The following is a 24,273-nucleotide window of genomic DNA, read 5'->3' on the forward strand; positions in this document are numbered from 1 at the left end:
CGGCGGTGTCGGGCGCTCGCTGGCGTTGCGTTGGCCAGCCGTCCCGGCCGGGTGCGTAGGCACCGGCCGGAGGTTTTCAGGAGGCGGGCAGCGGCGCACCCTTGGGCCATAGCAGCCAGAGCCGGCCCGGCTGCTTCATGTGTCCGGCGAGTTCGCCGGCGGCGTCGCCGGTGCCCCAGAACAGATCGGCGCGGACCTCGCCGACGATGGCCCCGCCGGTATCCTGGGCCGCCACCGGACGGACCACCGCGCTGCCGTCGTCAGGGCGGGTGGTGGACAGCCACATCAGGCTGCCCAGCGGAATCACCTTGCGGTCGATGGCTACGCTGTAGCCGTCGGTCAGCGGTACGTTCAGCGAGCCGCGCGGACCTTCGTCGCTGTCCGGGCGCAGGCTGAAGAACACGAAGCTGGGATTGCTCGCCAGCAGTTCGGAGACCCGCTGCGGATTGGCCTCGGCCCAGTCGCGGATGCGCTTCATGCTGATCTCTTCCTTCGGCACCAGGCCCTGCTCGACCAGCCAGCGGCCGACCGGCTTGTACGGGTGGCCATTCTGGTCGCCGTAGCCGATGCGCAGTTGCCGGCCGTCTTCCAGCTGGATGCGCCCGGAACCCTGGATCTGCAGGAACTGCAGGTCCATCGGGTCGCCCAGCCAGGCGAGCACCGGCGCGCTGGAGCCGTTGTCGCGGATCGTCGCGGCGTCGTCGTAGGGTTTCAGCACCCGGCCTTCCAGGCGTCCGCGCAGGCGCTTGCCCTTGAGTTCCGGGTAGACGCTTTCCAGCGCGACGACCACCAGGTCGTCCGGTACGCCGTAGACCGGCACCGGGGTTTTTTCGCCCTGGCTCAGGCTGCCGTGGTAGACCGGTTCGTAGTAGCCGGTGATCAGGCCCTGGTCGCCGTTGCTGGAGGAACGCAGGCTATAGACCTGCATCCGCTCCTGGAGGAACGCGCGCACCGCCGTCGGATCGGCGGCGACCGTCGTGGCGCTCGCACAGGGCTCGCCCCATACCGGGTCCTTGGCCAGCCGCGCGCAGGCCGAGCGCCAGGCATTGAAGCCGGCGAGCAGGTCGGCGTCGCTGGTGGCCGGCAGGGCGTCCCAGGGCACGCTGTTGTAGGTGGTGACTTCGGCGGGTTTGGGCGGGGGCTCTTTCTTGCCGTCGTCGCATGCGGTCAGCAGGGCGGCGAAAGGGAGCGCGCAGAGCAGCAGGCGGCGCCAGGGATGGAACGGAAACTTCACGCCAAGGACTTCCTGATGGTGGATCGAAGCCCGCTAGCTTGGGCAAAGCGCGACGGTGCGTCAAACCGCGGCGACGACCGAAGCGTATCGCCGCGTTCCGCCTGCCTGACGATTCGCGCCGGCGCCAGGTCCAGCACCGCCAGGCGACTGCCCGGCGCCTGGCGGCGAAGACTGGCGAGGATCGGCAGGAGGATCGCCGACTCGGCGTAGTCGGTGGCGGCGACGCGCCAGGTATGCCGCGACTGCGTCGGATCGAACGGCGCGGCCGGCGCCTCGATGACCTGCAGCGCTGCGCGCCGATCCCGTTCCGCCGGCAGAACGGCGGCGACCACCTGATCCCGGCGCTGACCTGCGCGACGAACTCACCCCGCAGCGGGTCGGTTTCGCCATGCACCTGGAGTGAGCGTTATCCGCGCCGTCCGGGGGCTGTGCGCGATGCTCCGCCAATGGTTTCTTCCAGCCATTGGCAGAATGCCCGGGTCAGGCTGTTGCGTTCGCTGTCGCGGTGCACCAGCCAGGCCCATTCGGGCCCGCGGACATTCTGTTCGCAGAGCGCGACCAACTGTCCGGCGGCTCGCGCGGGTGCGGCCAGCAACTGGCTGACCAGCGCGATGCCGAGGCCCTGGGTGGCGGCCTCCAGCAGCAGTCCGGGGTCGGAGAAGTTCAGGCCGGCACTGCGTTGGCCAACGTCCGCGCCGCCCTGTACCTGCCAGTGGCTCCAGTCCATTTCGCGCTCGCCGTGCAGGGTGCCGCGCCGTTCCGCCGGCAGCGCCAGCAGGTCGGGATGGCAGGCGGGGTAGAGGCGGTCTTCGAGGAGCGAGCGAAAGCTGCATTCGGCCTGGGCGCAAAGGTCGTCGCGGATGGCTACGTCGATGGTCTGGCTGGCCATCTCGGGTACCTCGTCGGTGGTCAATAGCCAGAGGTCCACCTGTGGGTGACGGCGATGGAAATCGCCCAGGTGCGGCACCAGCCAGTGGCGGGCGAAGGCCGGGGTGGTATTGACCACCAGTTGGTTGGGCTTGCGGTACTGGTCGAGGCGACGGACCCCCGCGGCCAGTTGCTGGAGCAGGGACTGGGTGGTGCTGAGCAGATCGAAGCCAGCGTCGGTCAGGCTCACCTTGCGTCCGTTGCGAAAGAACAGCGGTTGCTCGAGATAGCCTTCCAGGCTGCGGATCTGCTGGCTGATCGCCGACTGGGTGAGGTGCAGCTCCTCGGCGGCCTTGTGGAAGCTGCCGAGGCGGGCGGCGGCTTCGAAGCCACGAAGGGCATTCAGTGGGGGCCAGTGTTTGAGCATTGCTGATAAGCCAGGCTAATTAGGTTTGCGCAGAATTTATCGTTTGTTGAGCCTGATGCCTAGCCATAGCATCTCTTCAGGCAATCCACGCCTATTCCGCCAGATAAAAAATACTTACTGGAAGCCGACCCATGAATACGCTCGACACAGGCTGGCGCATGCCCGCCGAATGGACTCCCCATGCCGCCACCTGGATGGCTTTTCCGCACAATCGGATGCTCTGGGAGTCCGAATGGGGCGTGAGCCTGGCGGACGTACAACAGGACTTCGCCGCAGTGGCCAACGCCATCGCGCGTTTCGAACCGGTGAAACTGGTGGTCGACCCCGCCGCGCTGGACAGGGCCGGGGAGCTGTGCGCGGGCAATGTCGAACTCATCGAGCTGGCCATCGATGACAGTTGGTGCCGCGATTCCGGACCGAGTTTCGTCTGCCATCCGCAACTCGGGTTGGCCGGTGTCAGCTGGCGTTTCAACGCCTGGGGTGGAAAGTCCGCCTACGCGCAGGACGCCAGCCTGGCGCGGCGGATTCTCGATGGCCTCGGCCTGGAGTGTTTCGGTGTGCCGCTGGCCAACGAGGGCGGGGCCATCCACGTGGACGGCGAGGGCACGCTGATCACCACCGAGTCCGTGCTGCTCAATGCCAATCGCAACCCTGGCCTGAGCAAGGCCGAGATCGAGGCATTGTTCGCCCGCCTGCTCGGCGTGACCAGGACCATCTGGCTGCCCGGCGATCCCGACCGGGTCACAGGCGACATGACCGATGGCCATGTCGACGGCGTCTGTGCCTTCGCCCGGCCCGGCGCGTTGTTGCTGGACGCCACCAGCGACACCACCTCCGCCTACGCCGAGGTGGTGCGAGAGAACCGTCGCGCCCTGGAGCTGGCGCTCGACGCCCGCGGTCGGCGTTTCGAGCTGATCGAACTGTTCGATGCCGGAGAAGTGGCTCCGGAGGAGGGGGTGTTCTGTGCCTCCTACACCAATTTCTATATCGCCAATGGCGCGATCATCATGCCGGCCTACGGTGTCGCCGCCGACGACGCGGCCGCCGCGACCCTGGCCCGGGCCTTCCCCGCTCGCGAGGTGGTGCCGGTGCGCATCGACCACCTGGCCCACGGCGGCGGCGGCGTGCATTGCATCACCCAGCAGCAGCCGGCCTGGCCGGCGCGGAGGTGAGCGATGCGCCACCTGACCCTGGCCACTACCCAGTTCGCCTGTAGCTGGAATCTCGACGACAATCTCGACCGCGCCGAGCGCCTGGTCCGCGAAGCGGCTGCCCGGGGCGCGCAACTGGTCCTGTTGCAGGAGCTGTTCGCCACCCCGTACTTCTGCATCGAGCAGGACCATCGCCATCTGCGCCTCGCCGAAACCTTCCGTGGCAGCCGGGTGCTGGCGCGCTTTTCCAGCCTGGCGCGGGAGCTTGGCGTAGTCCTGCCGCTCAGCTGGTACGAGCGCGCCGGCAACGCGCGCTTCAACTCGCTGGCGGTGGCCGACGCCGATGGCCGGTTGCTCGGCGTCTACCGCAAGCCCACGTCCCCAACGCCATCGGCTACCAGGAAAAGGAATATTTCAGTCCGGGGGATAGCGGCTTTCGCGTCTGGGACACCGCGGTCGGCCGTATCGGCGTCGGCATCTGCTGGGACCAGTGGTTTCCCGAGACCGCGCGCTGCCTGGCGCTGCTGGGCGCCGAGGTGCTGCTGTTTCCTACCGCCATCGGCTCCGAGCCTGGCGCCGCGCAGCTGGATTCCCGCGATCACTGGCAGATCGCCCAGCGCGGCCAGGCCGCCGCCAACCTGGTACCGCTGGTGGCTGCCAACCGGATCGGCCGCGAGGTCGCTTGCGGCGACCCGGCGCTGGCCATGCGGTTCTACGGTTCGTCCTTCATCGCCGACCACAAGGGTGCCTTGCTCGCCGCGGCCGGCCGCGACGAGGAGGCGGTGCTGGTCTGTGGCCTCGACCTCGAGGCGATAGGCGAAGAACGCCTGGCCTGGGGTGTCTATCGTGACCGGCGGCCAGAGCTGTATGGCCCGCTGATGAGCCTGGACGGGCGTGACCCGGCCAGCCGACACGCCTGGGAGGTGTCCCCATGAAACGTTCCGCGCGACCGCTGCTCGCCGCGCTGCTCCTTAGCCTGGGCGTGGCCCAGGCGGAAGAGAAAGTGCTGCGTCTGTATAACTGGGCCGACTACTTCGCGCCCGATACCCTCGCCGCGTTCACCCGGGAAACCGGCATCCGCGTGGTCTATGACGTGATGGACAGCAGCGAGACCCTCGAGGCCAAGTTGATGTCGGGGAACAGCGGCTACGACCTTATCTTTCCCGGCGATACCGTGGCCGAGCGGCTGATGCGCGCCGGCGCCCTGCAGAAGCTCGACCCCCGGCGCCTGGAGCATCTCGACGAGATCGAGCCGGGCCTGCGCGAACTGCAAGCCCGCTACGCGCGTTCGCGCGACGCCGCCGTGCCCTACACCTGGGGCACCATCGGCCTGACCTTCAACCGCGAGCAGATCGAACGGCGCCTGGCCGACGCTCCGCTGGACAGCCTCGACCTGCTGTTCAAGCCGGAATTGGCGGCGAGATTCGCCGACTGCGGGATTTCCCTGATCGACTCGCCGGACGAAGTGCTGGCGCTGGCCCTGCATTACCTGGGGCGCGATCCGCGCAGCGGCAAGCCGCAGGACCTGGCCGCCGCGCTGGCCTTGCTGCAGCGCATCAAGCCCTACATTCGCAAGTTCCAGTCGCAGCCGGTGGCGCAACTGGTGAACGAGGAGATCTGCCTGTCGCTGGGCTACAGCGGCGATGCGATCCAGGCCCAGCGCGCCGCCGACGAAGCCGGCAAGGCACTGCGCTTCGTCTACCGGGTGCCGCGCGAAGGCACGTCTCTGTGGATGGACAGCATGGCGATTCCGGTCGACGCGCAGCACCCGGAATATGCCTATGCGTTGATCAACTTCATCATGCGCCCGCAGAACATGGCCGCGATCAGCAGCGCTACCGGCTACCCGACCTCCAGCGCCGGGGCGCGGGCCCTGGTATCCGCCGACATGCGCGACAACCCGGACATCTATCCGGACGCGGCGACCTACGCCCGGCTGTTTCCCGGCCAGGACATCCCGCAGCGCGACATGCGGGCGCGGATGCGCGCCTGGACTACCTTCAAGACCACCCGTTCCGATCCCGTTCCCGAGGACCCGAAATGATGACCCGCAGACATTTCCTCCAGCGACTCGGCGCCAGCGCCGGCCTCGGTGCCGCCCTCACGCTCGGCCTGGAGTTCGGCTCGCCGCGTGGACAGGCGGCGGCAGCCGATCACTGGCACATGCCCGACGAGCACCTGCCGCAGGAACGGGTGTTCCTTGCCTATGCCGCGTCCCCGTCGATCTGGAAGGACCTGGCCGAGGACGTGAACCGCAGCGTCGCCCTGCTGGCCAGGACCATCGCCCGCTACCAGCCGGTCACGCTGCTCTGCCGGCCCGCGCAGGAGGCCGCGGCGCGCCGCGCATGCGGCGGCGCCAACATCGACTACCTGGCGTTGCCGCTGGACGATATCTGGGTCCGCGACTACGGCGGTTGCTTCGTGCTGAACGGGGAGGGCGAAGCGGGCCTGGTGGATTTCAACTTCAATGGCTGGGGCGGCAAGCAGCAGGCCGGCAACGATAGCCGCGTCGCCGGCGTGCTAAGCGAGCGACTGGAGGTCCGCTACATCGCCAGCCAACTGACCGGCGAGGGCGGCGGCATCGAAGTGGACGGGCGTGGCACGGCGATCCTCACCGAAAGTTGCTGGCTCAACGACAATCGCAACCCCGGCATGGACAAGGGCCAGGTCGAGGCCGAATTGAAAGCCCTGCTCGGCCTGCGCAAGATCGTCTGGCTGCCGGGTATCCGCGGCAGGGACATCACCGATGCGCATGTCGACTTCTATGCGCGCTTCGTCAGGCCGGGCGTGGTCATCGCCAATCTCGACAACGACCCGGACTCCTACGACTACGCCGTGACCCGCGAACACCTGGAGATCCTGCGCACAGCCACCGACGCCGACGGTCGCGCTCTGCAGGTGCATACCCTGTCGCCGCCCCTGAAGCCGCGCCGCGACTACTCGCGAAACAACCCGGACTTCGCCGCCGGCTACATCAACTACCTGCCGATCAACGGTGCGGTGATTGCCCCGCAGTTCGGCGACGCCAGCGCCGATCGCCACTGCGGGGAATTGCTGGGCCGCCTGTATCCGGGGCGGGACATCGTCCAGCTGAACATCGATCCCATCGCCGCCGGAGGCGGCGGCATCCATTGCGTGACCAAGCACATGTCACGTGCCTGAGTCGCCTGCGGCGGGCTCAGGCCGGCGTCGGCCGCCGGGCGCTGGCGAACAGCTCGGCGCCGATTCGCCGAGCCTGCTCCAGGTGCGCGGCTGGATCGGCGCTCTCCGACTCCAGCAACAGTTCGGAACGGACCACCCGTGCGCCGCAGTAATCGAAGATGCCATGGTCGATCTGGGTGCGCATCGCCCCGGCGTAGCCGTGCCGCTCGAAGGTGCCGGCATCGGCGCCGCCGACACCAACCAGCACCACGCGCAGGCGCTGCAGCTTTTTCCGCAGGTCGCCGCCGATGCTGTAGTCGAAGGCCCAGCCATTGGAGAACACGCGATCGATCCAGCCCTTGAGCAGGGCCGGCATCGACCACCAGTAGATCGGGTAGACCAGCACCAGGGTATCGGCGCGATCGATGCGCGCCTGCTCGGCGAGGACGTCGGCGGGAGGCGACGCCTGGCCGCGATGCACGGCGTGGTCGGCCAGGCTGAAGCGCGGCTCGAAGCCTTCCGAAGCCAGATCGGCGGTTTCCGCGGAATGGCCGGCGCGGACTACGCCTTCGGCGATGTGGGCGGCGAGGGCATGTGTGAGAGAACGAGGATGGTGATGGGCTACGACGATCAGGGCATGCATGGGCGAATTCCTCCGGGAATTGCGGGAAGGGGGGCAAGTCGATAGTCTGGGTAAAACCTACCTTTTGTAGGTTACCTTTAGTAAGTTACTTTTAGTAGGTTATCTATGTCAACGCACTCCCCAGACGACCCGTCGCCACGCCGCCGCCTGTCCCGCGACGAGCGCCAGCGCCAGTTGCTCGAGGTGGCCTGGCGGCTGGTCCGCGAAGAAGGCACCGAGGCGCTGACCCTCGGTCGCCTGGCCGAGCAGGCCGGGGTGACCAAGCCGGTGGTCTATGACCACTTCGGCACCCGCGCCGGCCTGCTGGCGGCGCTCTACCAGGATTACGACCTGCGCCAGACGGCGCTGATGGAGGCTGCCCTGGAAGCGAGCGAGGCGACCCTGGAGGGGCGCGCTGACGTCATCGCCCGCGCCTATGTCGACTGCGTGATGCAACAAGGACGGGAGATTCCCGGGGTGGTCGCGGCCCTCGCCAGCTCGCCGGAGCTGGAGCGGATCAAGCGCGACTACGAGGTTCTCTTCATGGACAAGTGCCGCGCCGTGCTGGAGCCCTTCGCCGGCGGCGGACGGCTGACCGTCGCCGCTCTGCGCGCAATGATCGGTGCCGCCGAAGCGCTGTCGCACGCGGCCGCCACCGAAGAGATCGCCCCGGAAGAGGCGCGGCGGGAACTGTACGAGGCGATCGTGGCGATGGTCGCGCGGAGTCGTCGGTGAAGGAACCGCGTGCCCTGGAGGAATATCGCCGGGCGATAGTGGCGGCCTGTCCGGAACTGGCGGACGCCACGTTCGCCATCCTGGCCTCGGGCTGGCATTCCACGGCGGTGGAGGTCGGAGGGCGCTGGGTGTTCAAGTTTCCGCGCGGCGCGGAGGCCGAGGCGGCGCTGCTGCGCGAGGCCGCCGTGCTACGCCTGGTGCGTCCGGCGGTGAGCCTGGCGGTGCCGGCGCCGCAGGTGTTTGCGGGACCGCCGCTGTTTTCCCGCCACGAGAAACTGCCTGGCGGTTACCTCCTGGGCGAGGACTACCGGCGCCTGGACGAACCCGCACGGCAGGCGGTCGGCGATGCGTTGGGGCGCTTCTACGCCGAGCTGCATCGACTGCCACCGGCGCGCATGCGGGCGGTTGGAGCCTTGCCGGTGCGTCCCTGGGAGTCGCCCACGGCGATGCGCAGGCGCGCCTTGCCGCTGCTGCCTGCGGCCTGGCGCGAACGCGCGGAACGCTTGGTGCGGGAATACGCCAAGCTGCCTGCCGATCCGCTGGGTTCGATCTTCGGCTTCTTCGACGGCCATGGCTGGAACATGGCATTCGATAGCGAGGCCGGGCGGCTGAACGGTGTGTACGACTTCGCCGACGCGGGCATCGGTCCGCTGCACCAGGAATTCATCTATTCCGCGTTCATCGATGCCGACCTCACCGAGCGCATCGTCGCCGCCTACGAGCGCTTCAGCGGTCGGCGCCTGGAGCGTCGGCGGATCGCCTTGCTGACGGCGGCGCATCGGTTGTCGGAGCTGGCCGAGCTGGCCGACGAGCCGCGCCATCTGCCGGACATGCTCGCCGGCGCTCTCGACGGCCTGGCCCTGGCGGAGGCGCAGGGCCTGGCCTGATGAGGGGACGCGCGGTCGTGCTGGGCAGGACGGATATGACCGCGTGCGGACATTCGCCGCGAAGTACCGCTACCGCTCAGAGATAGGCTTGCGCGCGGCGCCGCGAGCGCGGCATGCGGTTCTTCCCGGACAATTCGTTGAGACGCGCCTGCCAGGCCTTGCGGGCGGCATCGCGGTCCTGGCGCTGCGCGGCGGCGGGCCTGGCCTCGGCTTTCGGCCGCGGCGCGGCCTTGTCGGTCACTGGCGCAGCGGCGGTGGGGGTGACAGGGGCACTGGCCGGAGCGGCGTTTTCCTGGGCCTGGGCGAAGGCGTTGGTGCGCCGGCAGGTCTTGCAACTGACCTGGCCGACATCGCTCGAGCCGTTCACGTTGCTGTCGCCGCGCCCGCAGGCTGCCTGGCCGGATTCGCTCAAGAAGTGCGTAACCATCTGATCCTCCTGGAGAAAAAAGGGCGGCATTATTCCCAGAAGTGCCTTCGAGTGCCAGTCTCGGGGGAGAACAGCTGACGAACTGCAAGGCCGTTCCGTCGACCTCCGTTCAGTCGGCTGGCCGCCGCATGCTGTCGCGCACGTAGCGGGCCGGGGGGCTGCCGAGCGCCTTGCGGAACATGCCGATGAACGAGCTGACCGACTCGTAGCCGAGGATCTCGGCGGTGCGTTGCACCGAAACGCCGGCGGACAGTTGCTGCAGGGCGATGATGATCTGCAATTGCTGGCGCCACTGGCCGAAGGTCATGCCGGTCTCCCGGCGCACCATCCGCGCCAGGGACCGCTCGCTCATCGCCACTCGCCTGGCCCATTCGGCCATGCTGGCGCGGTCGCCGGGGGCGCGGGTCAGTTCGTCGGCGATGCGGCGCAGGCCGCGGTTGTCCGGCAGCGGCAGGTAGAGCTGTTCGGTCGGCGCCTGTTCCAGGAGTTCCAGCAGCACCCCGGCCAGACGTGCGAGCGGGCCGTCGTGCGGATAGTCCTGCGGTTGCGCGCTCAGGTGCAGGATCAGTTCGAGGACCAGCGGCGACAGGGCCAGGGTGCAGCAGTCGCTCGGCAGGCGTGCCGCCCCCGGCTCGACGAAGAGGAAGCAGACCTTGCCGTTGGCGGTGACCCGGTTGCTATGGGCGATGCCGCCGGGAATCCACACACCGAACCCGGCCGGCACCATCCACAGGCCATCGGGCACCGTGCAGGTGATGCCGCCGCGGCAGGCCACCACCAGCTGGCCCTTGCGATGCCGGTGCACCGGCACTTCGGTGTCGTTGTGCCGGGCCTCCAGCTGCAGGGCCAGGGCCGGCTGGCCGAGCGCGTCGGGATCGAAGCGTTGGGCGAGGTAGGTCTGCGGTTCACGGCTCACGGCAGGTCCTTTGGTTGTCCGAATTCGATTATTTTCTGGCTGAGTAGTCGATATTTGCAAATCGCCACGACCCGTAGCCTGTGCTCCTCAACCCGACAGGAGCGGCCGACCGCTCCGCGCCCTCGATACCCTGGTGCCCTGCATGCTGAGCGAAGTCTCCGTTTCCGGCCTCTACGTGCCGCCATTGTTCCTCTACCTGTGCCTGGCGATGCCGCTCTACCTGCTGCTGGAGCGCCTCGCCTGGCGCTGGCTGGAATGCGCCTGGCATCCCGGCCTGCTGCGTTTCTTCCTGTCGTTCATCGTGCTGTCCGTGCTGGTGCTGAAGTTCTGAGCCGAGGTCCCCATGTCCATCGTTCGTCTTTCCAAGGTGGCTGCGACCTTCGCCTGCGGCCTGCTCGCCCTGTGCCTGGCGTTGCAGTTGTGGCAAGCCTACGTGCTGGCGCCCTGGACCCGCGACGGGCGGGTCAGCGCGCAGGTGATTCGCATCGCGCCGGAAGTTTCCGGCAGCGTCGAGGCGGTGTTCGTCGCAGATAACCAGCGGGTGGCCCGCGGCGATCCGCTGTACCGCATCGATCCGCGCAGCTATCGCCTGGCCGTGCGCCAGCGCGAGGCGGAGCTGGAGCAGGCGCGGGAAACCCTGCGCCAACGTGACGAGCAATGGCGCCGACGCATGCAGTTGGCCGGCGCGGTTTCGCGCGAGGAGGTCGCCAACGCCGGTCGCGCCCTGCGTATCGCCCGCGCCCGCGCCGAGGCCGCTGGGGCGGCGCTCGACCAGGCGCGGCTGGACCTGCGGCGCAGCGAGTTGCGCTCGCCGGTGGACGGCTATGTGACGCAGTTGCGCGTGCAGCCCGGCGATTACGCGGCGGCGGGCCGGACCAACATCTTCATCGTCGATCGGCGAAGCTTCTGGGTCACCGGCTATTTCGAGGAAACCAAGCTGCGCAATGTACAGGTCGGCGCGCCGGCGACGATCAAGCTGATGGGGTTCGATCCGCTGCTCGACGGCCATGTCGCGAGCATCGGTCGCGGTGTCGCCGACCTCAACGAAAGCCGTGCCGACAGCGGCCTGCCGCAGGTCAGCCCGAACTTCAGCTGGATACGCCTGGCGCAGCGCGTGCCGGTGCGCATCGAACTCGACCGGGTACCGGCGGGCGTGGTGCTTGCCGCCGGCATGACCGGCAGTGTCGAGGTGCTGCAGGCGGGGACCGCGCGGCACTGGCGGCTGACCCGCTGGTTGCAGGAGTACCTTTGATGGCGGCGTCGGCGTCCGGCGGGCGCGATTGGTACGCGGCGTTGCCGTTGCCCTGGCGGACCGACAGCCTGGGCTACGTGCTGCGCAGCATCGGCGCTGCCGCTCTGGCGCTCGGCCTGGGGCTCTACCTGCAACTGGATTCGCCGTTTTCCGCGGCGTCCACTGTGCTGTTGCTGATCAATCCGGTGCAGGGAGCGGTGGTCGGCAAGGGCTGGTGGCGCGCCGTGGGTACCCTGGTCGGCACGCTCGCTGCCTTCGTCCTGACCGCGCTGTTCGCCCAGAAGATGCTGCTGTTCGTCGTCGCCCTGGGTTTCTGGCTGGGTCTCTGCGTCGGCGTCATGAGCCTGGTCCGGCACTTCTACGCCACTGCCGCGGTGGTCGCCGGCTACACCGTGTGCCTGGCGCTGGGACCGGCCATGGTCGAGCCCGAGGCGGCCTTCGAGCACATCGTCACCCGCGCCTCGGCGGTAATCGTCGGGGTCTGCTGCCTGAGCTTGGTGACCGTGCTCTTCAGCCGCAGGACCGTGTCCGGGCGGGTGCGCCAGCGTCTCGTCTCGCTCTGCGCGGCGACGCTGGCGCTGGTCGCTGCGCGGCATGCCGGTGCGGCTGACGGGGAACTGGAGCGCCGTCGCCGGACGCTGGCCGGCGAGGTCTACGCGGTAGACGACCTGCTGGGCGTCGGTCGCGCCGAGTCGCGGGCGCTGAGCGCTGCGCTCCCGGCGATCCGCGGTGGCCTGGCGGCGCTGTTTTCCACGCTGATGGAGTTCCGCTTCGCCGGCGAGACGCATTGGGCCCGGCGCTTGGCGGAGCGTGGACTGGCGCTGCCGATGGCCGACGACCTGTGCCTGCTGGGCGGCCAACTGGAGCGCGGCGAGCTCGACTTCGCCGGCGCCGCGCGACGGCTCGCGAGCTTGCGTGGTCGCCTGGCGGCGATTCGGCGCGGACTTCCGACAGACCAAGCGGATGCCTGTCGCGAAGGGCTGTTCATGGAGCGTCTCGACGAGCAACTGGATGACCTGCAGGCCGCCCTGCGGGGGTTCGCCCGGCTCGACGGCCGGGCCCGCGCCGACGTCCGCCCAGCGGCCTTCCATCGACCTTACCGCGAGGCCTTGCGCAACGGCGCGCGAGCCTGGCTGGCGATGCTGGTCGGCGGCGCCCTGTGGTTCCTCAGCGGGTGGGACCAGGGGCCGACCCTGCTGGCGGTGCTCGGCCCCTACTGCACGCTGCTGGCAGCCTCGCCCTTTCCCGCCGAGGGCACGCGCAATTTCATTCGCGGCACGCTCTGCGCGATACCTGCCGCATTGCTCTGCAAATTCCTTCTGCTACCGCTGATCAACGGCTTTCCATTGCTGCTGCTGTGCCTCGCCTTCTTCTGGTCGTTCGGTATCCAGGCCACCACAGTGCCCAGGCGGGCGTTGCAGGGAATCGCCTACCTGATCGCCTTCAACACCCTGGTCGCCACCGGCAATCTCGCCCGCTTCGATTTCGGCGACTTCGCCAACCAGTCCTGCGCCTGGGTGCTGGCGCTCTGCATCAGCCTGCTGGTCTACCGCCTGCTGCCGAAGGACATGGAACGGCATTCGGCGTCGCTGCTCGACCATCTGCGCCGCGAGACCCTCGCCTTGCTGCGTCGTCGCGCCGGTTTCGACGCGCATGCCTGGCAGGCCCGCCAGCAGCATCGCATCGCCCAGCTGGGCGCGTTGCATGGCATGGAACATCCGCGCAGCGCGCTGGCCCTGCGCCTGGGCTTCGTATCCCTGCAACTCGGCCGCGAGTCGCGGCGCCTGTGGCGCGCCCTGGCCGGGCTCGACCCGGCCGCCGCGGAGGCGCGGTGGATCGAGCGCGCACTGCGAGCCATCGCCGTCCGCCATCGCGATCCGCCGCTCGCCGCGCGGCACGCACGCCGTGCCGGCGCCCGCCTGGCGGCCGCCGGCGAATGGCGCCTGGCCGCGATCCTCACCGACCTCGCCTGGTTGCTCCGGGCCTATTCGCAAAGCGTCTCGTCCGACGGGGCGCAGCATGGAGAAAAGACCTCATGAAAACCTCGTTCTTGCTGGCCTTGCTGGCCTTGCTGGCCTTGCTGCTGTCCTGCTGGTCCCAGGTCCAGGCGGCGGACGACGACGGGAAAGAGTTGCCGCCGATCGAGCGCTACGACTACGGCATGCCGCTGGACATCGAGCGGGTGCTTTCCGTCACGCCGGTGCCGGCCACCTGTGGCGTGGTGCCGCTGGTGATGCTCTACCGCGACAGCGCCGGACGCCTACATCGCTTGCAGTACCGAGGCCTTGGCGCGGGCTGTTCGCGGCACTGAGAAGCGGGCGCAGGCGCTGTCTCAGCGCGCCGCGCCTTCGATGATCGCCAGGACGTCGCCGATGGCGTGCTCCAGGTAGTCGCCCGCCTTGTACGCCGCAAGCGCCTGCGGACCGCCGTCGAGCACCGCCTGCGGCCGTTCGACGAAGCGTCCGAGCAGGTTGAACTCCTCGTCCAGCACCAGTACCAGCGGAATCGGGATTCGCTCCAGCGCCAGGCGCTGGCGCAGGTCGTCCTCGGCGCGGCCCTTGGAAATGATTGCCAGCTCGATATTCGGTTGCAGGCGCTGCGCGAAGTCCAGCGCGGCCAGGTTGATCTGGCAGTCCGGGCACCACATTTCCCCGGCGACCAGCAGGCGATAGCGCCGTTCGATGCGTTGCAGGCGTTCCGTCAGCGCGCTCGGCAGCCCGTTGCTTTCCAGCTTCTGCCGGAACCGCGCGACCGCGCCCTGTTCCGTGGCCAGGCCATGGCCGACGAAGGCGGCGAAGTCTTCTCCGATATCGAACAGTTCCGCGTAAGAGGCCATGCTGGTTTCGCTCCTGTGCTTGGGGAGGGATGGCGCGGCGGATATGCCAGGCAGTCGCGCCACGCCGGGGCGGCCAGGGTAGCGCGCTCGCCGCGTCGCGGCGAGCGCCGGCGTGCTCCGCCGGGTCTGGTCGTTAGCATGGCGCGGCTGGTAAAAAGACAGCGCCACCACTGCCCGCCAAGGCCCGCCCGATGCTGATCGACCTGCCTTCCACCCGTCCGGTCTTCGCCTATGCCCAGGATTATCTCCACGGCGAGCGCGTCGAGCTGCACCGGCATTCGCGCGCGCAATTGATCCATGCGCTCAGCGGGGTGGTCACGGTCGGCACCGCCGAGGGCACCTGGGTGGTGCCGCCGGGACGCGGTGTCTGGTTGCCGGCCGGTATCGAGCATGCCCTGCGTTTCGCCGGCCAGGTGCGCATGCGCACCTTGTTCATCGCCCCGCAAGCGCGCCACGACCTACCGCAGGACTGCCGGGTGGTGGACGTGCCGCCGTTGCTGCGGCAATTGATCGTCGCGGCGATGCGGATCGCCCCGGACTACCCGCCGGGTGGCCGCGACGAGCGGGTGATGGAGCTGATCCTCGATGAACTGCGGGTGCTGCCGATCCTCGCCCTGCACGTGCCACAGCCGGTCGATCCGCGACTGGCGGCGCTGTGCCGCAGCCTGCGCGCCGAGCCGGCCGCCGACTGGAGCCTGGGCGATGCTGCGCGTCGCCTGGGCGTCAGCCCGCGGACCCTGACCCGCGCCTTCCAGCGCGAAACCGGTCTCAGCTTCGTCCAGTGGCTGCGGCGCATGCGCCTGCTCGCCAGCCTCGATGCGCTGGCGGCAGGGCATTCGATCCTCGAGGTCGCACTGGACCTCGGCTACGACAGCCAGAGCGCCTTCAGCGCCATGTTTCGCCGGACCCTGGGCGTTTCGCCGAGCCTCTATTTCGGCCGCGGCGCCGCCTACGGGGTGGCCGAGGGCGACTGAGTTCAGTCCTTCTGGCGCAGCATCAGCGAGGCCAGGGCGCAGGCCAGGAGCGCCACGCAGGAAAGGTAGAAGGCGTCGGAGTAGGCCATCAGGTAGGCCTGCTGGCGCACCCCGTGGTCGAGCAGGGCCAGCGCCTGCTGCTGCTCCGGCAGTTGTATCCGCACCTGGCCACCGCCCAGGCGCTGTTGCAGGGCGCCGTCGAAGATCGTCAGGGTCTCGCCGATCCGCTCGGAGTGGAAGCGCTCGCGCAGCGAGACCAGTTGCGTCAGCAGCGCGGTGCCGATCGCGCCGCCGAGGTTGCGCAGCATCGAGATCAGCGCCGAGGCCGAGCCGGCCTGGGCCTTGTCCAGGCCCTTCACCGCCAGTACCGAGAGCGCGACCATGATCAGCGGCTGGCCGATGCCGCGCACGACGATGGAGGGGATGATCACGTTGCGTCCCGCGTCGGCGTTCAGGTGCGCGCCCATCCAGCAGCCCAGGGCCATGATCGCGAAGCCGCCGGCCACCAGCAGCTTGGGGTTCAGCCAGCGCATCAGGCGCGGCAGCAGCGGCGCCAGGAGCAGTTGCACGAGGCCGTAGAGGATCAGGCTGTCGCCGATCTGCCGGGCGTTGAAACCCTGCAACTGGGACAGGTAGTTGGGCACCAGGAACACCAGGCCGAAGGTCGCCGCGCCGAACACCGCCATCGCCAGGCTGGACACGCCGAAGTTGTAGCTGCCCAGCAGGCGCAGGTTGATGAACGGCCGCGCGCCCCACAGTTGGCGCTGTACGAAGAGCAGCAGGGCGAGCACGGCGAGGACGGCGAAGGTGCGGATGAAGCCGGACTCGAACCAGTCGCGGCGGCCACCTTCCTCCAGCACGATCTGCAACGCGCCGAGGCCGGCGACCATCGCGCCGATGCCGAGCCAGTCGGCCTGGCGCAGGCGTTCGCGGTCGCCGTCGCGGGGGCGGATCGACCAGGCCACCGCGGCCAGCAGGGCGATCCCCGGCAACAGTTGCAGGAGAAAGATCCAGCGCCAGGAATAGGCATCCGCCAGCCAGCCGCCGATCGACGGGCCGGCGGCCTGGGCCACGCTGTTGGAAAGGCTGAACAGCGCCATGCCGAGGGGTATCCGGCTGGACGGCAGCTCGGTGAGGATCAGTTGCATCGACAGCGGGATCAGCACCGCCCCCGAAGCCCCCTGGATCACCCGGATCAGGATCAGCGTCGACAGGTTCGGCGCCAGCGCGCAGCTCAGCGAACTGAGCAGGAACACCAGCGAGCCGAGGAGCATCACCCGGCGCAAGGAGAACACTTCCACCAGCCAGGCGGTAAGCGGGATCATGCTGATTTCCGCGACCAGATAGGCGGTGGAGATCCACGAGCCCTCCTCGAAGGTGGCTCCCAGCGCGCCTTCTATCTCCGGCAGCGCCGCGCTGGTGACGTGCACGTTCATGCCGGCCATGAAGCAGCCGAACAGGCCGCCGGTGACGGCGACCCAGGCACGCAGCGATACCTTGTCGTCAGCGCTCATCGGCGGAGGCTCCGTCCGGTTCGCGAGTGTCCACGGTGGCGATCACCGACATCCCCGGCAGCAGCCGGCCCCGCTCGGCGGCGTCGGCGTCCAGGCGGATACGCACCGGGAAGCGCTGGACGATCTTGGTGAAGTTGCCGGTGGCGTTGTCCGGCGGCAGCAGCGCGAATACCGCGCCGGAGGCCGGCGCCACGCTGTCGACGCGGCCGCGCCAGCGGCGGCCGAACGTGTCCACCTCCAGCTCTACCGGTTGCCCGGGGCGGATGCGTTCGAGCTGGGTCTCCTTGTAGTTGGCCACCACGTAGGCCTGCTCCAGCGGCACCACCGCCAGCAGCGGCAGCCCCGGCGTGACGTACTGGCGCAGGCGCACCTTGCGCTGGCCGACGCGGCCGGCGAATGGGGCGCGGATTTCGGTATCGTCCAGGGCGTGGCGCGCCAGTTCGCGCGCCGCCGCGGCTTCCTGCAGCTCCGCCTGGCGCTGGGCGAGCGCCGCCTCCGCCTCGCGTCGCCGGCTCTTCAGTACGTCCCTGGCGGCGCGCTGGCGGCCTTCCTCGGCGCTTGCCCGCCGCGCCGCCGCCCGCGCTCGCTGGTGCGCCGCGTCGGCATTCTCCAGGCGCTGGCGACTGGTGGCATGCTCGTCGGCCAATTGCCGGTAGCGTCGCCAGTCGGTCTCGGCGCGGCGCCATTCGGCTCGCGCCGCTTCGCCATCGGCGCGGGCGCGGCTGATCGTCTGCACCTGCTCCAGCAGTTGCCGATCGAGGGTCTCCAGCTTCGCGCGCTGGGCTTCCAGCGCCGCCTGCGCCGCCGCTTCGCGGGCCTCGGCGGCGCGTAGGCGCTGGCGGAAGTCGCGCGGGTCCAGGCGCAGCAGCAGGTCGCCGGCCTGGACGTCGGCGTCGTCGGCCACCAGCACCTCGGCGACGTAGCCGGAGACCTGCGCGCTGACCGCCACCCAGTCGGCGCGTACATAGGCATCGTCGGTGCCCTCCAGGAAGCGTCCGCTGCTCCACCACCAGGCCAGCAGGGCGGCGAGCGCGATGGCGCCGGCGAGGCCGCCCAGCAGCCAGGTTCGGCGCCGGTGCGTGGCTGCTGGCATGGTTTCGCCAGTGGTGTGTTCGATGGGTTCCCTGATTGCCTGGTTCATTGTCCGTTATCCTGGTGGGAGGGGCTGGGAGCGGCTTGCCAGCCGCCGCCGAGAGCCCGGAACAGTTCGACCTGGCGCTCGGCGACGCGCATCTCGGCGTCGACCAGGCGCGCCCGGTCGGCGACCAGGCTGCGTTGACTGTCGAGCAGCTCGAGGGCATCGAGGGCGCCGGCGCGATAGTTGCTGCGCGCCAACCGGTAGGCGTGGCGCTGCTCGTCGAGGGCACGCTGGAGGTCGGCACGCCGCTGGCGCTCGCCGGCATACAGCGCCAAGGCACGCTCGACCTCGCGCAGGGCGCCGAGCACCGCTCCGTCGAAGCGCGCCAGAGCGGCGTCGCGCTCTGCCGCTGCGCTGTCCAGGCGGCCTCGCGCGCTTTCCCGGTTGGGGAAGCGCCAGCTCAGCAGAGGACCGGCCGCGTAGGCTAGCGCGCCGCTGCCGCCGAGGCCGGCGAGGGTCGCTGCGGAGGTTTCGGCGCCGACGGCGAAGCTGATGCGCGGGTACAGCTCGGCTTCGGCCAGCGCGCGCCGGGCGTCGGCGGCGGCGAGCCGGCGCTCGGCCGCGCGGACGTCCGGGCGGCGCGCCAGCAGGCTCCAGCCGTCGCCGGTGGGCAGGGCACGGCGCAGTTGCGGTATGCCGGCGCAGGTCGCGGCAGGAGCGTCCAACTGGCGCGGCGAGCGCCCGCTGAGCAGCGCCAGTTCGTAGAGTGCCGCGCGCCGCCGCGCCTCGAGCATCGGCAGCGCGGCGCGGGTCCGCTCGCGCAAGGCCAGCAGCCGGCGTCGCTGCAGCTCGCTGGAAAGGCCGGCGGCGAGCTGGCGTTCGCTCAGCGCCAGGCTCGCGTCGAGCAGGCCGACCGATCGGCGTTGTACCTCTGCCCGTCGCGCCAGGGCGCAGGCGCGGACGTAGGCGAGGGTGGTCTGGCTGGCCACGCTGACCCTGAGCAGGTCGCGCGCCGCTTGCGCCGCTTCGGCATCCGCCTTCGCCGCGGCGATGCGGGCGCGGACTTCGCCCCACAGGTCCAACTGGTAGGACAGGTCGAGGCGGGCGGTGTGTTTCCACTGGCTGCGCAGCTCCTCGTCGGTGGCTTCGGCGAGGGTCTGGTCGTCGCCGTCGCGCCCATACTGGTAGCCATAGCCGACCTCGGTCCGTGGCCAGCGTTCGCCCTGTGCGCCGCGCAGATGGCCGAGGAGCGCGCGGGCATGGGCATCGGCTGCGGCCAGGTCGCGGTTGTGGCGCAGCGCGGCGGCCACCAGGTGGTTCAGCCCAGGGTCCTGGTAGAGCGTCCACCACTGGGCGGGCAGCGCGTCGCCGCGGGTTCCCGCCACCCTCGACAGGCCAGGGTCGAGGCTTTCCGCGCGTGGCGCGGGTTGGTTGCGGTTCGCGCAGCCCAGCGCGGTGGAGATCCCCAGCGCCAGCGCCACGCAACGCAGATGACTGGCAAGCGGCATTGCCCTGCTCCCGTGTCTGAAAGAGCGGGGAACGGTAAGGCAGGCGCGGGCGGCCTGCGCCGGCAAAAGCGCCAGTCATCGTCGCGAAATGGACAGTCGGCGGATTTTTCAGCGTTGTCGCATCAGGTACGGGCCGCAGCCCAGGGCCAGCAGCCCGGCCGGGATGGCCAGCAGGGAGATGCGGTGGATCTGCCGGGAGCAGCGGTTCATCCCGGCAAAGCTGTCGGCCTTGGTGGCGGTCTCCCGGCGAAACCCCGGTCGCGGCTTTCGGCGCGGCTGCGTTCGAGAAGGAACTCCACGGCGACCACGCCCAGCCAGAATGCGACGGCGAACAGGCGAAGGGACAACGGCAACGGGTGCATGGCGCGCTCTCGCTGGTCTTTCAGGCGTTCTCCGGATGCCGTCTCAGCCAGCGCAGGGCGTCGTCCCACAGCGCCTCTGCACCGGCGCGGAAGTAGCCCATGTGTCCGAGCGGTCCACCGTCGGGTCGCAGGTCGAGGGTTTCCAGCGGTGCGTTGCGGTAGGCCTCGACGAAGGCGTCCCGCGAGCGCGGCGGTGCCCAGGGATCGTCCAGGGCGGTGGCGAACAGACAGGGCGTGCGCACTGCGGCGTAGCGCTGGTGGAGGTGGCGCATCGCCGGGTCGTCGAAATAGTAGCGGGGATGGCGGCACCAGCGCTTCCAGTCGCGGTAGACCCCCAGCGGCAGGTCGTCGCCCATGCCCAGCAGGCTCCAGGCCATGTAGCCTTTCCAGGCCACCAGCGGCGGCAGCACCAGGGTCCACAGCAGGCGCACCTTGAGCGCTTCGCGGCGCGACATCCAGCCGCTCCAGCCGGCGCCGCTGCCGAAGCTGTAGCAGGCGGCGAGCCGCCCATGGTCGGGCAGCAGGCCGATGGCGTGGCCGCCGAAGGAGTGGCCGATCCAGTACAGCGGCCGCTCCTCCCGGCCGAGCAGCTCGACGGCGGCGGCGAGGTCCCGGTAGGCCCAGTCCAGGTAGGACATGGCGAAGCCCTTTAGGCTTGCCGGCGCGGATTCGCCGATGCCGCGATAGTCCAGAGTGAGTACGTCGAAGCCCTGGCGCGCGGCGTGTTCGGCGAAACGCCGGTAGAAGCGCTGGGCGACGCCCGTCGCGCCGGCCACCAGCAGGTTGCCATGGGCGTGGCCCGGCGCGTGGTAGCGGTAGGCGGACAGCGGATAGCCGTCGGTCGCGGGCAGGGCCAGGCGTTCCATCCGCACCGGCGCTGCGGAATGTTGAGTCAACGAAGTCATGTCGGTTTCCGCAGGAGAGATGGAGCGGAGCGACCGGGGGTCGACCCGCAGGGGAGCTAGCGGCCTTTGAACGCCGGCGCGCGCTTTTGCACCATCGCCAGCACGCCCTCGCGGACGTCCTCGCTGCCGATCAACGCGGCCAGCGACTCGTTGACCCGCGACAGCGCCGCATCGTCCCCCTCGTCGCGCCCCTGGAACGCCGATTGCAGCGCGGCGCGCACCGCCAGCGGCGCGGCCCGGGCGATCCGCTCGGCGTATTCGAGGGCCCGTGCCAGTTCCTCGCCGGGTTCCACAACCTCGGTGAGCAGGCGCATGCGCAGGGCTTCGTCGGCATCGAACTCATCGCCGGTGAGGATGTAGCGCATGGCGTCGGTCCAGCCCGCCGCACGCGGGAAGCGCACGGTGGATCCGCCCAGCGGCGGGATGCCGCGTAGCACCTCCAGATGGGCGAAGCGCGTGCCGCGCGCGGCCACCGCGATGTCGGCATTGAGCATTAGCTCTATCCCGGCGGTCCAGCAGGTGCCTTGCACCGCGACTACCAGCGGCTTGCTCCGACGCGGCTGGACCACGCCCCAGGGATCGACGCCGCCGTCCGGATAGCGGAAACCGCTGGCGGCGAGCTTCGGTGCCAGTTCCATCAGGTCGAGCCCGGCGGTGAAGTGCTCGCCATGGGCGAAGAGCACGGCACAGCGGGATTCCTCGCTGCGCTCGTATTCACCCATGGCCAGCGCCAGGTCCGCCAGCATTGCGCTGTCGAAGGCGTTGCGCTTGCCCGCGCGGTCCAGGCCGATGAGAAACAGATGACCGCGCTGCTCTCGGGTGACGCGGCCCGGGCCGCTGTTGGCTTCGCTCATGATGCCTCTCTCCTGTGCTTGGGTTGGTGGAGCGGAAACTTCTTCTAGTTACCTACCGAACATTCGGTTTGTAAAAACTAAACAAACATTCGGTAACCGTCAAATTGAGGCGCCAAGGCTTATGGCATAGAATCAACGCCTTTGATCGAGAGCAGGAACCTTCCGTGCGTCCGTTGAAAATCTCCCGCGACGAGCTTCTCCAGCGCTGCGCCGGCACCTTCCGTCGCTACGGCTACCACGGCACCACCATGGAAATGCTGTCCAGCGCCTGCGGCTTGACCAAGGCCTCGTTCTACCACCACTACCCGAACAAGGAAGCCTTGCTCCGCGACGTTCTCGAATGGACCCACCAGCGGCTCGCCGAGACGCTCTTCAGCATCGCCTACGACCCGCTGCTGACGCCCCGCGAGCGCCTGGAAAAACTCGGCCGCAAGGCCGCCCGGTTGTTCCAGGACGACAGCATCGGCTGCCTGATGGGCGTGGTCGCGGTCGACGCCAGCTATGGTCGCAGCGAGCTGATGGCGCCGATCCGCAGTTTCCTCGACGACTGGGCGCAAGCCTTCGCCCAGCTCTACCGCCCGGCCTTCGACGAGGCGCAGGCGCTGGAGCGCGGCCGGCAACTGGTGGCCGATTTCGAAGGCGCCATCCTGCTGGCGCGCATCTATGGCGAGCCGGGCTATATCGATGGCGTCACCCGGCGAGCGCTGGAGCAACTGGCGGGCTAGCCTGCGCCCGCCTTCAACCTGAACGAAGCGTTTCGCCAGGCGGTCGGAACAACAGGTCCCCGTTCCGGAAGCTGAGTCCATGCCGCTGCGCCGTGCCGTTTTCGCCATCCTTTTCGCGTCCCTGGGCAGTCCTTTGGTCGCCGCCGAAACACCCCTGCGCCTGGAGCGCCTGGAGCGCTGCGGCGATCTCCTGGCCAGCGAGCGGCAGGAGTGGTGCCTGCGCGTGCGCGGCCTGGGTGCCGGCCTGCCGCGCCTGTTGCTGGACGGCCGCGAACTGCCGGCCACCGCCCTGCGGCGCGAGGGCGACGGCCTGCGGCTCCGCCTGGACCGCCGTGGCCACGCCAGCGGTCCGCTTTGGCTGGAGCAGGGCGGGCGCAGCAGCAATCCGGTATGGCTGACCCTGAACGGCAGCCATGTGCTCGCCGCCGGTCCCGACGAGGTGGCGAAGAACATGGATGGCCTGACCACCTACGTCGACCTGGTCAGCCTGTTGATCGAGGAGAACCACGACGGTCGCCGGGAGGCCGAACGCCTGGCCGATAAATATGGCGCGCGGGTGGTCGGCGCGATCCCGCCGTTGAACCTCTACCAGTTGCGCCTGCCGGCGCGCGACCTCGTCCAGCGCGACGCGCTGGTCCTCCGCATCGGCAGCGAGACCAGCGTGGACGCCGTGGTGGTGGAGGAGTCCGCGCCGGAGAAGGGCGAGGAAACCGAGGCGGCGCGCCGGCCCGTGGACAAGCCGGACAGCGACTCCGACGAGTGGGCGGCCAATCGTTTCATGGACGCGGTGAACTATTACCAGCGTCGGGTCCGCGCCCGCCAGGCCCCGCTGGAGACCCGCCCGGTGCGCATCGGGGTGATCGAGCGCGACGTCGACTTCGACGCCCCCGACTTCGCCGACTACCTCGGCCCCTGCAAGGCGCCCGCGCCGCGTACCTGCCTCTACGCGCGCGATGCCGAACGTCCCGACAACCACGGTTCGACGGTCGCCGGCATCCTCGCCGCGCGCTGGGACCAGGGCGGCAACAGTGGCTTCCTGCGTGGGCTGGACCGCGCCAGCCAGGGTTTCGAAGTGATCGTCGAGCGCAATTCCGACGCTGGCATCACGGCCAACGTCGCCGCTTCGGTGAACCTGGTGGAGGATGGCGTGCGGGTGCTCAACTGGAGCTGGGGCATCCACCGCGTCGGCGCTCGCGACGTCGACGGCGACGAGGTGGATTCGCTGGTGCGCTCGGGGATCGCCATGAGCGGCTACGAGGAGTTGCTCGAGGAGTTCTTCCTCTGGCTGCGCAAGGAGCATCCGGACGTGCTGGTGGTCAACTCCGCCGGTAACGGCTCGTCCTACTCCGGTACCGACGAATACCGCCTGCCGTCCTCCTTCGTCACCGAGCAGTTGCTGGTGGTGGGCGGCCACCAGCGCAGCGAGCGCCAAGGCCTGGCGGTGGACGACCCGGCCTACGCGGTCAAGCGCAGCACCTCGAACGTCGACATGCGGGTGGATGTCACCGCCGCCGCCTGTACCCATGCCTCGACCCTGGAGCGGGACGCGTGGGGCGAGGTGCACTGCGGCACCTCCTATGCCACGCCGATGGTCGCCGGCACGGTCGCCGCCATGCTTTCCCTCAACCCGCGGCTGCGACCCGAGGAGATCCGCATGCTGCTCCGGCGCAGCGCCATGACCATCGGCGGCGACTACGATTTCGAGCCGGCCGATGCCGAGGACCTCACCGCACCGATCCTGCCCTCGGAGCGCGGCTACCGCCTGGACCACCGTGACGTCGGCCGCTCGGCGCGGCTGGACATGCAGAAAGCCCTGGACCTGGCGGTGAAGAGCCGCGAGCGCGTGCGCTGAGGCGTT

23 protein-coding genes and 3 pseudogenes are annotated in these 24,273 nt (G+C 69.4%); 14 read left to right on the forward strand and 12 right to left on the reverse strand.

The genetic code is table 11. From position 1 onward, the window contains the following. Positions 1 to 76 precede the first annotated feature (76 nt). Positions 77 to 1,234: a murein transglycosylase A gene (locus tag FOC67_RS06675; RefSeq protein ID WP_003082509.1), complete on the reverse strand. Its 1,158-nt coding sequence runs from the start codon at positions 1,232 to 1,234 to the stop codon at positions 77 to 79. A gap of 86 nt (positions 1,235 to 1,320) precedes the next feature. Then, a pseudogene (locus tag FOC67_RS06680) lies at positions 1,321 to 1,506 on the reverse strand (LysR family transcriptional regulator); the annotation flags it as partial. Between FOC67_RS06680 and FOC67_RS29700 the strand changes: the two are divergent. Beyond that, positions 1,489 to 1,637 (forward strand): annotated as a pseudogene (locus FOC67_RS29700) (hypothetical protein); the annotation flags it as partial. The pseudogenes FOC67_RS06680 and FOC67_RS29700 overlap by 18 nt on opposite strands. 3 nt (positions 1,638 to 1,640) lie before the next feature. Here the strand turns inward: FOC67_RS29700 and FOC67_RS06685 are convergent. Next, on the reverse strand, positions 1,641 to 2,528 hold the full coding sequence (locus tag FOC67_RS06685; protein WP_003133659.1) for a LysR substrate-binding domain-containing protein: 888 nt from the start codon (positions 2,526 to 2,528) through the stop codon (positions 1,641 to 1,643). Positions 2,529 to 2,659: 131 nt separating this feature from the next. On the opposite strand from FOC67_RS06685, the gene FOC67_RS06690 reads away from it, so the two are divergent. The 4 genes and pseudogenes from FOC67_RS06690 (at position 2,660) to FOC67_RS06705 (ending at position 6,841) form a co-directional block, all read left to right on the forward strand. Next, on the forward strand, positions 2,660 to 3,700 hold the full coding sequence (locus tag FOC67_RS06690) for an agmatine deiminase family protein (protein WP_009315500.1): 1,041 nt from the start codon (positions 2,660 to 2,662) through the stop codon (positions 3,698 to 3,700). A 3-nt stretch (positions 3,701 to 3,703) separates the two neighbouring features. Continuing rightward, positions 3,704 to 4,614 (forward strand): annotated as a pseudogene (aguB, locus tag FOC67_RS06695) (N-carbamoylputrescine amidase). After that, positions 4,611 to 5,723, forward strand: a complete 1,113-nt coding sequence (locus FOC67_RS06700; RefSeq protein WP_031686060.1) for an extracellular solute-binding protein — start codon at positions 4,611 to 4,613, stop codon at positions 5,721 to 5,723. Before aguB ends, FOC67_RS06700 begins: the two are co-directional and overlap by 4 nt. Further along, positions 5,720 to 6,841, forward strand: coding sequence for an agmatine/peptidylarginine deiminase (locus tag FOC67_RS06705; protein WP_009315504.1), 1,122 nt, complete (start codon positions 5,720 to 5,722; stop codon positions 6,839 to 6,841). Before FOC67_RS06700 ends, FOC67_RS06705 begins: the two co-directional genes overlap by 4 nt. Positions 6,842 to 6,857: 16 nt before the next feature. Here the strand turns inward: FOC67_RS06705 and FOC67_RS06710 are convergent, their stop codons facing one another. Then, positions 6,858 to 7,463, reverse strand: a complete 606-nt coding sequence (locus FOC67_RS06710; protein WP_009315505.1) for an NAD(P)H-dependent oxidoreductase — start codon at positions 7,461 to 7,463, stop codon at positions 6,858 to 6,860. A 105-nt stretch (positions 7,464 to 7,568) separates the two neighbouring features. On the opposite strand from FOC67_RS06710, the gene FOC67_RS06715 reads away from it, so the two are divergent. Beyond that, a complete protein-coding gene (locus FOC67_RS06715) occupies positions 7,569 to 8,177 on the forward strand; it encodes a TetR/AcrR family transcriptional regulator (RefSeq protein ID WP_003123120.1) in 609 nt (202 codons plus the stop codon). Between the two features lie 38 nt (positions 8,178 to 8,215). Further along, entirely contained in the window at positions 8,216 to 9,064 is an 849-nt protein-coding gene (locus FOC67_RS06720; protein ID WP_079858797.1) for an aminoglycoside phosphotransferase family protein, read from the forward strand. Positions 9,065 to 9,140: 76 nt separating this feature from the next. Here the strand turns inward: FOC67_RS06720 and FOC67_RS06725 are convergent, their stop codons facing one another. Both FOC67_RS06725 and FOC67_RS06730 read right to left on the reverse strand, forming a co-directional pair. Then, positions 9,141 to 9,491: a hypothetical protein gene (locus FOC67_RS06725; protein WP_003086702.1), complete on the reverse strand. Its 351-nt coding sequence runs from the start codon at positions 9,489 to 9,491 to the stop codon at positions 9,141 to 9,143. 109 nt (positions 9,492 to 9,600) lie between these two features. Next, complete coding sequence (locus FOC67_RS06730) at positions 9,601 to 10,407, reverse strand: helix-turn-helix domain-containing protein (protein ID WP_003082516.1); 807 nt, start codon at positions 10,405 to 10,407, stop codon at positions 9,601 to 9,603. Between the two features lie 133 nt (positions 10,408 to 10,540). Here FOC67_RS06730 and FOC67_RS06735 point away from each other — a divergent pair, with 133 nt between their 5' ends. The 4 genes from FOC67_RS06735 to FOC67_RS06750 are packed head-to-tail and all read left to right on the forward strand — an operon-like array spanning position 10,541 to position 13,970. Continuing rightward, positions 10,541 to 10,738 (forward strand): DUF1656 domain-containing protein, encoded by a 198-nt coding sequence (locus FOC67_RS06735; protein WP_003082517.1) that lies wholly within the window; start codon positions 10,541 to 10,543, stop codon positions 10,736 to 10,738. 12 nt (positions 10,739 to 10,750) lie between these two features. Next, positions 10,751 to 11,659: an HlyD family secretion protein gene (locus FOC67_RS06740; RefSeq protein WP_003112442.1), complete on the forward strand. Its 909-nt coding sequence runs from the start codon at positions 10,751 to 10,753 to the stop codon at positions 11,657 to 11,659. Continuing rightward, entirely contained in the window at positions 11,659 to 13,698 is a 2,040-nt protein-coding gene (locus FOC67_RS06745; RefSeq protein ID WP_174707712.1) for an FUSC family protein, read from the forward strand. The genes FOC67_RS06740 and FOC67_RS06745 overlap by 1 nt, the downstream gene beginning before the upstream one ends. Then, on the forward strand, positions 13,695 to 13,970 hold the full coding sequence (locus tag FOC67_RS06750; protein ID WP_009315508.1) for a DUF2790 domain-containing protein: 276 nt from the start codon (positions 13,695 to 13,697) through the stop codon (positions 13,968 to 13,970). The genes FOC67_RS06745 and FOC67_RS06750 overlap by 4 nt, the downstream gene beginning before the upstream one ends. Positions 13,971 to 13,991: 21 nt before the next feature. Here the strand turns inward: FOC67_RS06750 and FOC67_RS06755 are convergent, their stop codons facing one another. Further along, a complete protein-coding gene (locus FOC67_RS06755) occupies positions 13,992 to 14,495 on the reverse strand; it encodes a thioredoxin family protein (protein ID WP_003086710.1) in 504 nt (167 codons plus the stop codon). Between the two features lie 191 nt (positions 14,496 to 14,686). Here FOC67_RS06755 and FOC67_RS06760 point away from each other — a divergent pair, with 191 nt between their 5' ends. Then, positions 14,687 to 15,469 carry a helix-turn-helix transcriptional regulator gene (locus tag FOC67_RS06760; protein ID WP_003086711.1) on the forward strand — a complete coding sequence of 261 codons (783 nt, stop codon included), beginning with the start codon at positions 14,687 to 14,689 and terminating at the stop codon, positions 15,467 to 15,469. Positions 15,470 to 15,471: 2 nt separating this feature from the next. Here the strand turns inward: FOC67_RS06760 and FOC67_RS06765 are convergent, their stop codons facing one another. The 5 genes from FOC67_RS06765 to FOC67_RS06785 all read right to left on the reverse strand — a co-directional run bounded on the left by FOC67_RS06765 (position 15,472) and on the right by FOC67_RS06785 (position 21,690). Beyond that, the gene (locus FOC67_RS06765) at positions 15,472 to 16,983 is read right to left on the reverse strand and encodes an MDR family MFS transporter (protein ID WP_003082523.1); all 1,512 of its coding nucleotides are present in this window, start codon (positions 16,981 to 16,983) and stop codon (positions 15,472 to 15,474) included. Further along, positions 16,973 to 18,124, reverse strand: a complete 1,152-nt coding sequence (locus FOC67_RS06770) for an HlyD family secretion protein (protein WP_009315512.1) — start codon at positions 18,122 to 18,124, stop codon at positions 16,973 to 16,975. The genes FOC67_RS06765 and FOC67_RS06770 overlap by 11 nt, the downstream gene beginning before the upstream one ends. After that, positions 18,121 to 19,569, reverse strand: a complete 1,449-nt coding sequence (locus FOC67_RS06775) for an efflux transporter outer membrane subunit (RefSeq protein ID WP_034027533.1) — start codon at positions 19,567 to 19,569, stop codon at positions 18,121 to 18,123. The genes FOC67_RS06770 and FOC67_RS06775 overlap by 4 nt, the downstream gene beginning before the upstream one ends. Positions 19,570 to 19,951: 382 nt before the next feature. Beyond that, positions 19,952 to 20,836 carry an alpha/beta fold hydrolase gene (locus tag FOC67_RS06780; RefSeq protein ID WP_003086717.1) on the reverse strand — a complete coding sequence of 295 codons (885 nt, stop codon included), beginning with the start codon at positions 20,834 to 20,836 and terminating at the stop codon, positions 19,952 to 19,954. Between the two features lie 56 nt (positions 20,837 to 20,892). Further along, positions 20,893 to 21,690 (reverse strand): crotonase/enoyl-CoA hydratase family protein, encoded by a 798-nt coding sequence (locus FOC67_RS06785; protein ID WP_003086719.1) that lies wholly within the window; start codon positions 21,688 to 21,690, stop codon positions 20,893 to 20,895. Positions 21,691 to 21,854: 164 nt separating this feature from the next. Here FOC67_RS06785 and FOC67_RS06790 point away from each other — a divergent pair, with 164 nt between their 5' ends. After that, positions 21,855 to 22,415, forward strand: coding sequence for a TetR/AcrR family transcriptional regulator (locus FOC67_RS06790; RefSeq protein ID WP_003086720.1), 561 nt, complete (start codon positions 21,855 to 21,857; stop codon positions 22,413 to 22,415). Between the two features lie 79 nt (positions 22,416 to 22,494). Next, positions 22,495 to 24,267 (forward strand): S8/S53 family peptidase, encoded by a 1,773-nt coding sequence (locus FOC67_RS06795; RefSeq protein ID WP_003111686.1) that lies wholly within the window; start codon positions 22,495 to 22,497, stop codon positions 24,265 to 24,267. The last annotated feature ends 6 nt before the right edge of the window (positions 24,268 to 24,273 follow it).

It is taken from the genome of Pseudomonas sp. FDAARGOS_761, assembly GCF_013343155.1.
Lineage (GTDB): Bacteria > Pseudomonadota > Gammaproteobacteria > Pseudomonadales > Pseudomonadaceae > Pseudomonas > Pseudomonas aeruginosa.

What these genes read in the sequence shown, in the direction of transcription:
- FOC67_RS06685 (WP_003133659.1), bottom strand. Translation starts at nt 2,528, where the DNA reads ATGCTCAAACACTGGCCCCCACTGAATGCCCTTCGTGGCTTCGAAGCC.
- FOC67_RS06690 (WP_009315500.1), top strand. Translation starts at nt 2,660, where the DNA reads ATGAATACGCTCGACACAGGCTGGCGCATGCCCGCCGAATGGACTCCC.
- FOC67_RS06700 (WP_031686060.1), top strand. Translation starts at nt 4,611, where the DNA reads ATGAAACGTTCCGCGCGACCGCTGCTCGCCGCGCTGCTCCTTAGCCTG.
- FOC67_RS06705 (WP_009315504.1), top strand. Translation starts at nt 5,720, where the DNA reads ATGATGACCCGCAGACATTTCCTCCAGCGACTCGGCGCCAGCGCCGGC.
- FOC67_RS06710 (WP_009315505.1), bottom strand. Translation starts at nt 7,463, where the DNA reads ATGCATGCCCTGATCGTCGTAGCCCATCACCATCCTCGTTCTCTCACA.
- FOC67_RS06715 (WP_003123120.1), top strand. Translation starts at nt 7,569, where the DNA reads ATGTCAACGCACTCCCCAGACGACCCGTCGCCACGCCGCCGCCTGTCC.
- FOC67_RS06725 (WP_003086702.1), bottom strand. Translation starts at nt 9,491, where the DNA reads ATGGTTACGCACTTCTTGAGCGAATCCGGCCAGGCAGCCTGCGGGCGC.
- FOC67_RS06740 (WP_003112442.1), top strand. Translation starts at nt 10,751, where the DNA reads ATGTCCATCGTTCGTCTTTCCAAGGTGGCTGCGACCTTCGCCTGCGGC.
- FOC67_RS06745 (WP_174707712.1), top strand. Translation starts at nt 11,659, where the DNA reads ATGGCGGCGTCGGCGTCCGGCGGGCGCGATTGGTACGCGGCGTTGCCG.
- FOC67_RS06750 (WP_009315508.1), top strand. Translation starts at nt 13,695, where the DNA reads ATGAAAACCTCGTTCTTGCTGGCCTTGCTGGCCTTGCTGGCCTTGCTG.
- FOC67_RS06755 (WP_003086710.1), bottom strand. Translation starts at nt 14,495, where the DNA reads ATGGCCTCTTACGCGGAACTGTTCGATATCGGAGAAGACTTCGCCGCC.
- FOC67_RS06760 (WP_003086711.1), top strand. Translation starts at nt 14,687, where the DNA reads ATGCTGATCGACCTGCCTTCCACCCGTCCGGTCTTCGCCTATGCCCAG.
- FOC67_RS06765 (WP_003082523.1), bottom strand. Translation starts at nt 16,983, where the DNA reads ATGAGCGCTGACGACAAGGTATCGCTGCGTGCCTGGGTCGCCGTCACC.
- FOC67_RS06770 (WP_009315512.1), bottom strand. Translation starts at nt 18,124, where the DNA reads ATGAACCAGGCAATCAGGGAACCCATCGAACACACCACTGGCGAAACC.
- FOC67_RS06775 (WP_034027533.1), bottom strand. Translation starts at nt 19,569, where the DNA reads ATGCCGCTTGCCAGTCATCTGCGTTGCGTGGCGCTGGCGCTGGGGATC.
- FOC67_RS06780 (WP_003086717.1), bottom strand. Translation starts at nt 20,836, where the DNA reads ATGACTTCGTTGACTCAACATTCCGCAGCGCCGGTGCGGATGGAACGC.
- FOC67_RS06785 (WP_003086719.1), bottom strand. Translation starts at nt 21,690, where the DNA reads ATGAGCGAAGCCAACAGCGGCCCGGGCCGCGTCACCCGAGAGCAGCGC.
- FOC67_RS06795 (WP_003111686.1), top strand. Translation starts at nt 22,495, where the DNA reads ATGCCGCTGCGCCGTGCCGTTTTCGCCATCCTTTTCGCGTCCCTGGGC.